We start from the raw sequence: 12,302 nt of genomic DNA on the forward strand, positions 1-12,302 counted from the left end.
CACGTACGCCGTGACGGTCCCCGGGGCGGGCCGGTGACCGTGCCCGCGCAGCCGGTCGCGCTGATCCCCCGGCCGCTGATGTTCTGGACCGGAGTCGCCCTGACCTGCGCGGGCGTCGGCCAGCACGTGTGGATGTTCGTCGACTCCGCGTCCATGGACTTCCACATGGCGATGATGGGGATGTCGTGGGTGATGTGGCTCGGCATGGCCGCCATCGTCGTGGGCGTGGTGATCTCCGGATACTCCGTCGTGCAGCCGCCCGGCACGGGCCCGGCGGCCGTCCCCGCCCCCGCTCCGGCGGAGGTGAGCCTGGCGAGCCGGCGCCGGCTCATCGGCGTGCTGAGCTTCGCGCTGATGGTGGACCAGATGAAACCCGCCACCCTCGCCTTCATCCAGCCCGGCATGCGCGCCGAGTTCGGCCTCGGCGCCGCCGAGATCGCCTGGCTGCCCACCGTGGCGCTCAGCGGCACGGTGCTCGGCTCGCTCGCCGGGGGCCGCGCCGCGGACCGGATCGGGCGCAGGGCCACCATCCTCATCGCGTCCCTGCTGTTCCTGGGGACGACGGTGTGCGGCGCCATGCCGACCTTCGCCGGGGTCCTGGTCATGTGTGCGCTGATGGGGATGGCGGCGGGCGGCATGCTGCCCGTCGTCTACGCCCTGATGACCGAGAGCCTGCCGCCCGGCCGGCGCGCCGCCATCATGGTGCTCCAGGCCGGACTCACCACCACCGGCGGCTACATGGCGGCCGCCGGACTGGCCGCGGTGCTCATCCCGCTCACCGGGTGGCGCATCGCGTGGTTCGCCCAGCTCCCGCTGGTCCTGATCCTGATCGGACTGAACCGGTGGATACCGGAGTCGGCCGCCTTCACCGCCCAGCGGTCCCGGCCCGGACGCGTCCCCGCCGCCACCCTGTTCAGGCCCCCGCAGACGGCCAAGACGCTGGTCGTCGGCGGCTACGCGCTCGCCTGGGGCCTCGTCTACTGGGGGTTCATCACCTTCCTGCCCAGCCAGTTGGAGGCCTCGCACAAGCACGGCATGTCCGCCGCCACCCTGCTGTTCCTGTCCTCGCTGCTGTCCATCCCCACGTGTGTGGTGGCCGCGTGGCTCTACATGCGCTGGTCGGCGCGGGGCACCATGGTGCTCTACGCGGCGCTCACCGTCGCTTCCCTGCTCGCGCTGGCCGCCGTGGGGATGAACGGCGGCCGGACCGTGCTGCTGACCGCCGTGATGCTGCTGTTCGCCGGGACCGCCGGGGTCATCGCGCTCATCGGCCCCTACACGGCCGAGATCTACCCCCTGGCCATCCGGGGCACCGCCGGCGGCTGGGCGGCGGCGGTCGGGAAGTCCGGCGGGGCCTTCGGTCCCCCGCTCGTCGCGCTGGTCCTCTCCGCACCGGGCGGCATGCGCACCGCCGCGGTGCTCGTCGCGCTCCCCATGGCCCTGGCCGGAACCGCCGTCGCCCTGCGCGGAAGCGACCCGCGGGCCGCCGGCCCGGGGCCCGAGGACGTCACGGTCCGGCTGGACGCCGAGCTCGACGAGCTGGTGCGGGACGAGGCGGTGGCGGCCGAGAGGAACGCGGCGGCACCGGGCGGCGCGGCCTCGCCCGCACCGCCCGCACCGGGAACGGAGGACGCCCCGGGAGGCGGCCCGGCCCGCTGACGGCCGTGGCGAGGGTCCCGTCCGGTGCCCTTCGGGCGGACGGGACCCTCACCACCGGACCTACCTCCCGGCCACCAGGCGCCGTTTGTCCGGCTTCCCGGCCGCCGTGAGCGGGACCTCGCCGATGACGGTGAGCCGGGTCGGCGCGCAGGCCTCCCCCAGGTCCGCCGTCACCAGGGCGCGCAGTTCGCCGAGGTCCGGGACATGACCGTGCGCGGGGACGACGAAGGCGTGGACGGCCTCGCCCGTGGCGTCGTCGGGCACGGCGACGACGTACGCCTCCGCCACCGAGGGATGGCCGGCGAGCAGCCGCTCGACGGGCCCGGCGTAGTACACGTTGGCGTTGACGATGATCACGTCCCGGACCCGTCCCGTGAGCCACAGCCGGCCCGACGCGTCGAACCGCCCGAGGTCGCGGGTGCGCACCCACCCGCCGGTGAACACCTCGGCGGTGAGGGCGGGTTCCCTCCAGTAGCCGGAGCTCTGCGACGGGGTGCGGACGAACAGCTCGCCGTCGGTGCCGGGCGGGACCGGGCGGCCGGAGGGGTCGCGGACCTCCACGTCGACGGGCGGCACCCCGAGGGAGCCGGGCGGCTCGTCCGGGCCGGCCATGGAGATCATGCCGGTCTCCGTCTGCCCGTAGCCGTGGAAGACGACCGGGCCGAGCACCTCGGCGGCCTCCCGCAGCCGCCCCGGCTCCAGCGGCGACCCGGACACCATCAGCGCGCGCAGTCCGCCGAGGTCCGCCGGCGACGCACGCTGGTCCGCCACGAGCTTGGTCAGCCGGGCGACGGTGATGACACTCGCGGTCGCCCGGTGCCGCACCAGGGCGCCGGGGAAGTCCGGCGGGTCGGCGGTGACGAGGGTGCCGCCGGCGGCGAGCGCCAGCAGCCCGTACTCCATCATCACCTGGCTGGCCAGGGTGCCGAAGACCAGGAACCGGTCCAGGCGTCCGGCGAGTTCGCGGACGACGGGCGGCCAGGCGTCCGGCCGGTGCGCCCAGCCCGCGGTCATCGACGCGTAGGTCTGGGCGCACGCCTTGGGCACGCCGGTGCTGCCGCTGGTGTGCAGCAGCCGGGCGACGTCCCCGGGCCGGGCCGAGACGTGCGGCCGGACGCCGTCGTCCGGTGCCGACAGCAGCTCGTCGAGCGCCAGGACGGGCCCGGCCCCCGGGGAGCCGGCGCCGTCGGGCCGGTCGGTGACCCGCACGTCGACGTCCCGCAGCAGATGCTCCCGCTGGCGCTCCGTCAGCCCGGGCCGCACGCCCACGACACGCGCCCCGACGACATGGGCGGCGAGGATCGCGGCGAACGCCCCGGGACCGACGCCCAGCAGCATGGCGACGCCGTCACCGGGCCCCACACCGCGGCGCCGCAGGCCGTGCGCCGCACGCCGCACCATGCCGAGGAGCCGGGCCCCCGAGACCTCCCGGCCGGCGTGTTCGAACACCGTACGGTCGCCCGCCGCGTCCAGGAGGTCGAGCACGGGACCGGGAAACTGCTCAGCCAAGGCTCTTCCTCACGAAGGCGACGAGCGGTGTCCGGTGGACCGTCGGCAGGTTCCACTCGTTCTCCAGGTTCTCCGCCAGGTGGTGGGTCCCGGCGAGCACGCCGTCCCGGTAGTGGCGGACGACGGGGTGGAGGTACGTGGACTCACCGGCGTGGTCGACGTCGTTCTCGAGGACGCGCGGGACATTCACGTCGAACGGGTCGGCCTCGTCGTGTTCGCCGTACTCCAGGTCGACGACGAACCGGTGCGGGGCGGGCCCGAGGCCGCCGTCGGCGACGTAGTCGAGCGGGACCTCCTCCTGGTGGACGGCCCGGTCGCCGTCCACGCCGACCACGTCGCCGAGGAAGGCGAACTGCTGCCACAGACCGGACGAGCGGTTGACGCGGCCGATGACGGCGTCGGCGATCGCCTCCGGGGTCGCGTCGAGCGTCCGGGCCGGCCAGGGCGTGTCGCGGTGGCGGGCGCTCAGGATGCGGTGCAGGGCGCGCGTCGCGTAGCGGAAGCCGTGGATGAAGCCGTTGGTGGACTTCTTGAAGTCCCGCTGCTGCATGAGGGTGCCGGCGAAGTACAGGTCCGGCACGTTGACCGACTCGAAGGACGAGGTCTGCTCGGGGAACCGGTCCTTGATGACGAGGGCGGGGCGGCAGGTCTCGTCGAAGACGGAGGCGTCGAAGCGGAAGCCGGTGCACGCGATGATCCGGTCGTAGTGCAGCTCACGCAGGGGTTCCGCGGTGCGGGTGTAGCGCAGCAACACCCGGAAGCCGCCGCCGTCGGCCTTCTCGATGCTCTCCACGGTGCCGTCGAGGACCGCGTTCTGCGACTTGAGCTGGTAGGTGTCCAGGAAGTTGTTGTTCACCGCGCGCAGATGCCCGAGGTAGTGCGTCTTCCAGGAGAGCTTGACCGAGTGAGGGCCGGCGACGTGGATGACCGCGGCCTTCTCGATGAGACTGTCGGCGGTCTCGAACGCGGAGTTCCCCTTGCCGATGACAAGCACCCGCTGGTTGGTGAACGACACCGGGTCGGTGTCGAAGGTGTCGTACCGTTCGGCGAGTTCGAACCCCGGGACGGGCGGCTCGTAGAGCCGGGAGACACCGGTCGCCATGACGAGCCGCCTGGCCTGCCAGGTGCGCCCGTCGCCGTCGAGGAGGGTGAAGACACCGTCCGCGCGGGAGATCCGCACGACCTCCGTCCCGTACTCGACGCGTACGCCGGTGCGTTCCGCGAAGTCGCCCAGATAGCGCACGAAGTCGTCCGCGGGCGGGAAGTAGCGCTCGCTGTACCGGGTGAAGAGCAGTTCGGGATCGTCGCTGAGCAGCGAGTTCCAGTCCATGCGCAGATTGAGTTCCGGGTCGGTGAAACCCGTGTTGACCTTGTTGTTCGAGATCAGCTGCCGATGGCGGGGATACCGGGTGAAGGACGTCCCCGGCGCACCTCCCCGCTCCAGGACGACGTAGTCGCGCCCGTCGCGCTCCAGCAGAGCGGCAAGTTGAAGTCCGGCCGGTCCGGCCCCGACGATGAGGTAGTCGCGCACCATGGGCCGGGACGCTAGTGCCGCGAAATCAGAGGGCTTTGAGATTCGACGGGCCGCCGGCCCCTCCCCCGCCGGTGAGCCGGTGGCCGGTGAGCCGGCATGCGCCGGGAGCCGTCCCTGATCTGTCCGACACGGTGGTCCTCGGCAGTGCTCCCCTCGGGAGACGGGTTCGCGGCGGGCCGGGGGGCGTGCGCACGGTGGTCGTCCCGCCCATCGTGGTGTCCGGCTGCCGCATGAGTGGAGCGAGGCGGGTTACCTGATGCCGCAGGCCGGAACGGCGGCGTTCCCCGCGGGGGCCGGGCCGGCTCAGGTTCCCCCGGTTCGGACGACGAGCCGGGGGAACCGCCAGGCCGCCGGTCCGCCGACCCGCTGGGGCCCGCGGCGAGAGTCCCTGGAGCGCGCCCCGCTCGAACGACAGGATCCGCCTCGGCGGGTCCTGACCGTGCGGCACCGTCATGGCGGACGGCGGACGGCCGCCTCGTCCCTCGCCTCGACCATGCCCGGCCGGTACCGGAAACTGGGCCGCACACCAAGAAACCCGCACCCGCGCACCCACTCCGGAGGCCGGCCATGGCCACTGACGACGCACGGCACGTACTGCTCTTCGACGTCAACGAAACGCTGCTCGACCTCACCGCGCTGCGGCCCCGCTTCCGGGCCGTCGGCGCTCCGGAGCAGCTGCTGCCGGTCTGGTTCGCGGGGGTGCTGCGGGACGGTTTCGCCCTCACCGCCGCCGGCGCGCATGCCTCGTTCGGCGAGGTCGCCGAGGACGGACTGCGCGTGCTGCTGACCGGGCTCGACGGCCTGCGCGGCGACCCCGCGGCTGCCGCCCGGCAGATCCTGGACGGCCTGCCGGAACTTCCACCGCACCCGGACGTCGCCGACGGCCTCCGTGCCCTGCGCTCCGCCGGGCACCGCATGCTGACCCTGACCAACGGCTCGCGTTCCACCACCGAGGCCGCGCTCGGCCGGGCCGGTCTGGCCGGGTGTTTCGAGGCCCACCTGGACGTCGAGGGACCGCGCTGCTGGAAACCGGGCCGTGCCTCCTACGCGTACGCCGTGGGGCGGGCCGGGGTGGAGGCGGCACGGCTGATGCTCGTCTCGGTGCACCCCTGGGACATCGACGGCGCCGATCGCGCCGGACTCTCCACCACCTGGATCAGCCGCGGGTCCACTGCCCCGTACCCCCGGGCGATGCGGCCGCCGACCTGCCGGGCCGACGCCCTCACCGATCTGCTCCCGGCACTGGACCGGGCCTGCTGAGCCGCCCGTACCGGGCCGCCTCGACCGGTGCGCACAGCCGTCGGCCACCGCCGTCCCGTTCGGTCGCCCCGGCACCGTACGGATGGTGCGGCGCTCCTCCCGGGCCGGCACGGCGCGGGTGCGGGACGCGCCGGCTCACCTCGACGCGCGGCCGACCGCGTCCCCGTCCGGGTCCTCGGCCAGCGCGACGGTGGCGGTGATCCGCCTGCCCACCGGCTCCCGGCACACCTCGAAGCTGCGGCACGCGGCCATCACGAACTCCAGCGTGTGCCGGCCCATCCGCCGCGGTTCCGTGCCCGGCACCGTCAGGCTGCTGTCCCACACGGTGACCCGGACCGCCCCCGCACGGATCTCCAGCGTCAGCAGACACGGCCCCGGAGCGCGGGCGCAGGCGCCGGTGACCAACTCGGCCGCCAGCGACCGCACGAGAGCTCTCACGCGTTCCGGCACCGGAACGCCGCGCACGGTCCGCAACGACGTCAGCAGATCCCCGGCCAGCGCACCCGCCTCGGCGAACCCTCCGCCGCCGGCGAAGACGGCGGAGGCCGACCGCGAGGGCCCCATGAGCGGACGTCGGCCCTCGCCCTGCCCAGTCGGTTCCATACGCGCCACCTCACTGCCCGAGCGCCCTCACGCACCACCGCCAGTATCCCGGGAACTCCCCCGCGGTCCTACACACCAACGGGTTAATCACCCCGGTCCGCTTCTCCCTTCTCCCTGCTCGCCGTCGCCCCCGTCGCCGAGCAGCGGGGAACGGGAGAGGACCATCACGGCTGCCGCGGCCGCCGCGGCGCACAGGACCGCCACCGCGAGGAAGGGGCCACCGCGGACCTGCTCGTGGAAGACCAGCACCCCCCAGAGGATGCCGATCACCGGGTCGGTCATGGTCAGTCCCGGCTGGGTGGCCAGCAGGCCGCCGGCGTTCATCGCCGACTGCAACAGGAACATCGCGCAGGCACCGACGGCGATCATGGCCCACAGCTGCCAGCCGGTGAACACGGCGGGCAGGCCTCCGGAGTAAAGGGTCGTCACCCCTTTGATCAGCGCGGCGGTCAGGCCGAAGGCACAGCCGGTGGCCACCCCGAGGACGGCCGCCCGGCGGGTGCCCGACACCCTCCTCGCCCAGAGGACGCCGGCCGCGATCAGCAGCACGTTGATCCCCCCGCCGATGAGCCATCCGGCCCAGGAGACCGACGAGGGCGTGCCACCGCCGGGGCCCAGCGCGAGCAGCAGTCCGGCCACACCCGCGGCCATGACGACCGAGGCCCCCCACTCGCGACGGCCCAGCCGGCTCCCGAAGAAGAGACCGGAGAGGATCAGCGCGGCCGGCAGGTCGAGCGCGAGCAGCGGCTGCACCTCGGAGATCTGCCCGGACCCCAGGGCGACGGCCTGGAGCAGGAAGCCCGCGATCAGGGACAGCACCCCGCCGAGCCACACCGGCCGGTGCAGCAGATGCCAGACCAGGCGAGGGCTCAGGTTCTCCTCGGTGGACTCCTCCCGGGCGGCCTTGCGCTGCAACGCCGATGCCAGGGCATTGGCCAGGGCGGCCAGCACCGCCAGGAAGGGGCTGAGCACGGCCCGGGCTCCTCACTCCGCGAAGGGGCGTACGCCCGGCGGGACGGTGACGGCATCCCGTCACTGTGAGTGCACCGGCGTGCACGTATCGTACGCGCGGTGTTTTCTGGGGGGTGTACCGGGCCGTGCGGTGTCCGGCCCGTTGTGCTCCCCGTGTGCCGGGCGGCCGGGCCGTCGGCGGCTGTCGTCGGCACACCTGCCGGGCCCGGCCGAACGAAGGAGTCACTGTCATGACGGATCACCCAGGACAGCAGCCGCCGTCCGGTCACCCGGGGCAGCAGCCGCCGTCCGGATCATCGGCCATACCCGGGCGGGAACCGGGTTCCCGGCCGCCGTCCGGGCCCCCGCCGAACGGGCCTGCGCCGGAGGACGGGCCGGAGGGCTACGATGCCTGGCTCGGCCGCAGCCGTGTGGTGCTCACCCCGATCGCCGCGCCGTCGATCCTGGGGCTGTTCGGCTTCGCCTCCTCGACGTTCATGGTGGCGTCCAACCTGGCCGAGTGGTGGGGGGACGCGCTCGTCTCCCCGGTCCTCCTCGCGCCCCTGGTCATCTTCTTCGGCGGCCTCGCCCAGCTGGCGGCCGGCATGTGGGCCTACCGGGCGCGCGACGGCGTGGCCACCGCCATGCACGGCACCTGGGGCGCCTTCTGGCTCGCCTGGGGGATGATGCAGCTCATGGTCGCGAACGGCCTGCTGCCCCTGAGCACCCCGCTCAGCCAGGCCTTCGGCTTCTGGTGGATCGTGCTCGCCGTGACCACGCTGTTCGGGGCGCTCGCCTCGCTGGGACAGAGCTTCGGCATGTTCCTCGTGCTGATCCTGCTCGCCGCCGGGTCGGCGCTGCTCGCGGCCGGGCTCCTCGGCACCACGCACAGCCTGGTGGTCGCGGCGGGCTGGGTGCTGGTCGCCGCCTCGGCCGCCGCCTGGTACACGGCGGGCGCGATGATGCTGGAACAGGCCTACGGCGGCCGGGTCATCCTGCCGCTGGGCCGGTGGAGCCTGCGCGGCAACCTGCCCGGGCACAAGCAGACCCGGCCCATCGAGTACCCGGGCGGCCTGCCCGGCGCCAAGGCCGGCCAGTAGGGCCCACGGCCGCCGGCACCCGCCCCGCGCCGACGGGTCCGTGGACGCGGCACTTCCCGGCGGGTGAACCGGCGCCGGCGGTTCGGGCGGTCGGCCATCGGTTCACCCCCCCCCATGCATGGACGGCGAGTACGCCGACCGCCTCGGCGTCCGCGGCGTACCGACCAATGTCCTCGTCGGCGCGGACGGCATCGTACGGACGGTCGGCGGCACCACGCCCGCCGAACTGCACACAGCCGTACGGTCGCTGCCGGCGCGGGACTGAACCGGTCCCCCGCGCCGATCATCATTCTTTGGCGCGGGCGGCGCGCGCTCCCGGGGACACGGTGGCACAGCTGCTTGGCTGGGCCGTCCCGTCCGACCGGACATTTCCACCGCCGTGGTGAAGGAGCCGCATGCCCACGTCCACCGAGGCCCCGCCGCCGTCCGCACGGAACGCGAAGTTCGAGACGGTGCTGCACGAGACCGTGCGGCCGCTCGCCGACGAGGTGGACCGCACCGGCCGGTTCCCCCGCGAGGGGGTGGCCGCCCTCGCGGACGCCGGGCTGCTCGGGCTGCTCAGCCCGCCCGGACACGGCGGCGCCGGCGCGGACCTGCGGGAGGCCGCCGGTGTGGTCGAGCGGCTGGCCGGGGCCTGCGGCTCCACCGCGATGGTGCTGCTGATGCACTACGCTGCCGTCGCCGTCGTGGACCGCCACGGACCGCCGGAGGTACGGCGGGACATCGCGCGGGGCCGGCACCTGAGCACGCTGGCCTTCTCCGAGAAGGGCTCGCGCAGCCACTTCTGGGCGTCCCGCGGAACCGCCTCCCCCGAGGGCCGGGAGACGGTGCGGCTGGACGCGGAGAAGTCGTGGATCACCTCGGCCGGAGAGGCCGACAGCTATGTGTGGTCGAGCAAGCCGCTGCGGGCCGACGGCGCCATGTCGCTGTGGCTGGTCCCGGCGGACAGCGCCGGCCTGGACGTACGGGGGGACTACGACGGCTTCGGGCTGCGCGGCAACGCCTCCAGCCCGGTCACCGCCAAGGGCGTGTCGGTGCCGCGGACCGCGCTGCTGGGCGCCGACGGCACGGGCCTGGACGCGGCCCTGTCCCTGGTGCTCCCCCGCTTCCTCGTCCTGAACGCGGCCTTCTCCCTCGGCGTGGCCGAGGCCCTGCTGGGCCTGGCCTCGGCGCAGCTGCGCGGCGCCCGGCTCGAGCATCTGGACCAGAGCCTGGCCGAGCAGCCCCTGCCCCGGCAGCAGTACGCGCGGCTGCGGCTGCGGGCCGACGCCGTACGGTCGTTCCTGGACGACACGCTGACCGCCCTGGCCGCCGGCCGCGCGGACGCGCAGCTGCGTGTGCTCCAGGTCAAGGCGCTGGCGGGCGAGACCGCCGCCGAGGTCGCGGACGGCGTCATGCGGCTGTGCGGCGGGTCGGCGTTCCGCCGGGAACTGGGCGTGGAGCGGCGGTTCCGGGACGCGCTGGCGGCCCGGGTGATGGCACCGACCACCGAGGCCCTGTACGACTTCTGCGGCCGGGCCGGACTGGGGCTGCCGCTGTTCGAGGAGAGCCGGTGAAGCGGGAGGAGACGAGGGGCACGGTGCTTCTGGGCGCCGTCGCCTACGACCCGAAGGTCGTCACCATCTGGAGCGGGTTCCGCTCCTGGCTGCTGCGCCACGGGCTGCCGTTCGACTTCGTGCTCTACGCCCACTACGAGCGGCAGGCCGAGGACCTCGTGCGCGGCCGGATCGACGTCGCCTGGCACTCGCCGCTGGCCTGGCTGCGCAGCGGCAGGCTGGCGCGGGGAGCGGGGGTGGAGCTGCGGCCGCTCGTCATGCGCGACACCGACCGTGACCTCACCTCGGTCGTGGTCGTCCGGACGGACGGACCGGCCGGCGTCACCGACCTCAAGGGGCGCACGGTCGCCGTCGGCGCGGTCGACTCCCCGCAGGCGACCCTGCTGCCGCTGCACCATCTGCGGGAGCAGGGCCTCCAGGCGGGCGCCGACTTCGAGGTCGTGCGCCACGACACCGGGGTGGGCCTGCACGGCGACCACATCGGCGGGGAGCGGGAGGCGGCGCGCGCCCTGCTGTCCGGCGAGGTCGCGGCGGCCTGCATGACCGACGCCAACCATCTGCTGTTCGGCCAGGAGGGCACCCTCCTGCCGGGCGCCACCCGGCTGCTGACCCGCACGGCCCCCTTCGACCACTGCGTGCTGGCGGCGGGCCCGTCCCTGGACCCGGACCTCGGCGAGCTGCTCACCTCCCTGCTGCTGTCGATGTCCACGGCCGACCCCGAGGTGCGCCGGCTGCTGGACCTGGAAGGGCTCACGCGGTGGCTGCCCGGCCGGGAGAGCGGGTACGCCCACCTCGCGGCCGCCGTGGACGAGGCGGGGTTCTACGACGCCGACGGCCGCGTGACGGCCGCCGGGTACCGGCCGTGACGCAGGGCCTCTCCCGGCCTGCCGTCCCGCCACACTCCGCGCCCGGGTCCCCGACCGGTGTCCCGCTGCTGGACCTGGCCGGGCTCGGTTTCGACGAGGGCGCCCATCTGCTGCTGCGCCGCGCGCTGCACCAGGTGGGACCCGGCGAGCGGGTCGCCGTCACCGGGACCGATCCGGCGCTGCTCACCCACCTCGCCGCCTGGTGCCGCCGCGAGGGACACACCGTGGCGCCCGCGACGCCCGAGGGCGCCGCGGTGCGGGCGCATGTGACGCGCGGCGCGGCCGGCGCGGCCCGCCGGCAGGGCGCGGAGCGGGCCGGGGACCCCCGGTCCGGGCGGGTGGCCGACCGGGCGCCGCTGCACTGGGGACTGGCGGCGCGCGGCGCGCTGGTGGAGGCCGGCGGCCCCGAGGTGCCGTTCCCGGTCACCGAACGGGACACGGCCTGGAGCGCTCTCGCGCCACGGCTGTACCGTCAGGCCGCCGCGGCCCAGTGGGACCCGGTGGCCGCCATCGCGTGGGACACCCCGTTCACCCTTCCGGACGAGGTGGAGGCAGCGGTCGTCCAGGTCATGACGTACCTGGTGGAGAACGAGCAGGCGGCCCTGGTGGTGCCCGCCCGGCTGCTGGTCCAGGTGCACCCGCACTTCCGCGAGGTGCTCCAACTGCTCGCCGTCCAGGCCGCCGACGAGGCCCGGCACGTGGAGGTCTTCACCCGGCGGGCGCTGCTGCGGGGCGGCGCGATGGGCACCTCCTCGGCGGGCGGCCGGGCGTCCCTGGCGACGCTGCTCACCGAACCGGACTTCTCGATCGCGTCCTTCCTGCTGTCGGTGCTCGGCGAGGGCAGCTTCCTCAATCTGCTGACGTTCCTGGAACGGCACGCGCCGGACCCGGTGACACGCCGGATCTGCCATCTGGTGCGCCAGGACGAGGCCCGGCACGTCGCCTTCGGCCTCGGCCACCTCGAGCACCGCGCCGGAGCGGAACCGCGGCTGCGCGGCCGGCTGCGGGCCGCCGTGGAGCGCCGTCACGACATACTGGCCGACACGGCGGGCCTGAACCGGGACGTGTTCGACGCGCTCGTCCTGCTGGCCGCCGGGTCGTGGGCGCCGGAGGCGATCGCCCGCGGCTGGCGGGCGGTGCGCCGGCTCCAGGCGGACATGGACGAGGGACGCCGGCACCGGCTGTCCCGGCTGGGCTTCTCCGACGGCGAGGCCGCCGGCCTGTCGGCGCTGCACACCCGCAATTTCATGTGATCCCGCCGGTC

11 protein-coding genes are annotated in these 12,302 nt (G+C 74.4%); 7 read left to right on the forward strand and 4 right to left on the reverse strand.

From position 1 onward, the window contains the following. Positions 1-33: 33 nt before the first annotated feature. The gene (locus IO29_RS05730) at positions 34-1,659 is read left to right on the forward strand and encodes an MFS transporter (RefSeq protein ID WP_078618077.1); all 1,626 of its coding nucleotides are present in this window, start codon (positions 34-36) and stop codon (positions 1,657-1,659) included. A gap of 60 nt (positions 1,660-1,719) precedes the next feature. Here the strand turns inward: IO29_RS05730 and IO29_RS05735 are convergent, their stop codons facing one another. Further along, a complete protein-coding gene (locus IO29_RS05735) occupies positions 1,720-3,168 on the reverse strand; it encodes a class I adenylate-forming enzyme family protein (protein WP_030377693.1) in 1,449 nt (482 codons plus the stop codon). Beyond that, entirely contained in the window at positions 3,161-4,702 is a 1,542-nt protein-coding gene (locus IO29_RS05740) for an NAD(P)-binding domain-containing protein (RefSeq protein ID WP_030377692.1), read from the reverse strand. The genes IO29_RS05735 and IO29_RS05740 overlap by 8 nt, the downstream gene beginning before the upstream one ends. Before the next feature lie 567 nt (positions 4,703-5,269). Between IO29_RS05740 and IO29_RS05745 the strand changes: the two genes are divergently transcribed. Beyond that, on the forward strand, positions 5,270-5,962 hold the full coding sequence (locus IO29_RS05745; protein ID WP_030377691.1) for a haloacid dehalogenase type II: 693 nt from the start codon (positions 5,270-5,272) through the stop codon (positions 5,960-5,962). Positions 5,963-6,097: 135 nt separating this feature from the next. On the opposite strand, the gene IO29_RS05750 is transcribed toward IO29_RS05745, so the two are convergent. Both IO29_RS05750 and IO29_RS05755 read right to left on the reverse strand, forming a co-directional pair. Next, a complete protein-coding gene (locus tag IO29_RS05750; RefSeq protein WP_030377690.1) occupies positions 6,098-6,565 on the reverse strand; it encodes an ATP-binding protein in 468 nt (155 codons plus the stop codon). A gap of 87 nt (positions 6,566-6,652) precedes the next feature. Next, on the reverse strand, positions 6,653-7,537 hold the full coding sequence (locus IO29_RS05755; RefSeq protein WP_051707316.1) for a DMT family transporter: 885 nt from the start codon (positions 7,535-7,537) through the stop codon (positions 6,653-6,655). Positions 7,538-7,767: 230 nt separating this feature from the next. Between IO29_RS05755 and IO29_RS05760 the strand changes: the two genes are divergently transcribed. The 5 genes from IO29_RS05760 to IO29_RS05775 all read left to right on the forward strand — a co-directional run bounded on the left by IO29_RS05760 (position 7,768) and on the right by IO29_RS05775 (position 12,291). Further along, positions 7,768-8,616: an acetate uptake transporter gene (locus IO29_RS05760; protein ID WP_078618076.1), complete on the forward strand. Its 849-nt coding sequence runs from the start codon at positions 7,768-7,770 to the stop codon at positions 8,614-8,616. A 118-nt stretch (positions 8,617-8,734) separates the two neighbouring features. After that, positions 8,735-8,881: a TlpA family protein disulfide reductase gene (locus tag IO29_RS38420; RefSeq protein WP_158709285.1), complete on the forward strand. Its 147-nt coding sequence runs from the start codon at positions 8,735-8,737 to the stop codon at positions 8,879-8,881. A gap of 130 nt (positions 8,882-9,011) precedes the next feature. Further along, a complete protein-coding gene (locus IO29_RS05765; RefSeq protein ID WP_051707314.1) occupies positions 9,012-10,172 on the forward strand; it encodes an acyl-CoA dehydrogenase family protein in 1,161 nt (386 codons plus the stop codon). Continuing rightward, entirely contained in the window at positions 10,169-11,038 is an 870-nt protein-coding gene (locus tag IO29_RS05770) for a phosphate/phosphite/phosphonate ABC transporter substrate-binding protein (RefSeq protein WP_234307382.1), read from the forward strand. Before IO29_RS05765 ends, IO29_RS05770 begins: the two co-directional genes overlap by 4 nt. Further along, entirely contained in the window at positions 11,035-12,291 is a 1,257-nt protein-coding gene (locus IO29_RS05775; RefSeq protein ID WP_234307381.1) for a ferritin-like domain-containing protein, read from the forward strand. The genes IO29_RS05770 and IO29_RS05775 overlap by 4 nt, the downstream gene beginning before the upstream one ends. Positions 12,292-12,302: the final 11 nt, after the last annotated feature.

Origin of the sequence: Streptomyces sp. NRRL F-6676 (assembly GCF_000725625.1) — a bacterium.
Lineage (GTDB): Bacteria > Actinomycetota > Actinomycetes > Streptomycetales > Streptomycetaceae > Streptomyces.

What these genes read in the sequence shown, in the direction of transcription:
- IO29_RS05740 (WP_030377692.1), bottom strand. Translation starts at nt 4,702, where the DNA reads ATGGTGCGCGACTACCTCATCGTCGGGGCCGGACCGGCCGGACTTCAA.
- IO29_RS05745 (WP_030377691.1), top strand. Translation starts at nt 5,270, where the DNA reads ATGGCCACTGACGACGCACGGCACGTACTGCTCTTCGACGTCAACGAA.
- IO29_RS05750 (WP_030377690.1), bottom strand. Translation starts at nt 6,565, where the DNA reads ATGGAACCGACTGGGCAGGGCGAGGGCCGACGTCCGCTCATGGGGCCC.
- IO29_RS05760 (WP_078618076.1), top strand. Translation starts at nt 7,768, where the DNA reads ATGACGGATCACCCAGGACAGCAGCCGCCGTCCGGTCACCCGGGGCAG.
- IO29_RS38420 (WP_158709285.1), top strand. Translation starts at nt 8,735, where the DNA reads ATGGACGGCGAGTACGCCGACCGCCTCGGCGTCCGCGGCGTACCGACC.
- IO29_RS05765 (WP_051707314.1), top strand. Translation starts at nt 9,012, where the DNA reads ATGCCCACGTCCACCGAGGCCCCGCCGCCGTCCGCACGGAACGCGAAG.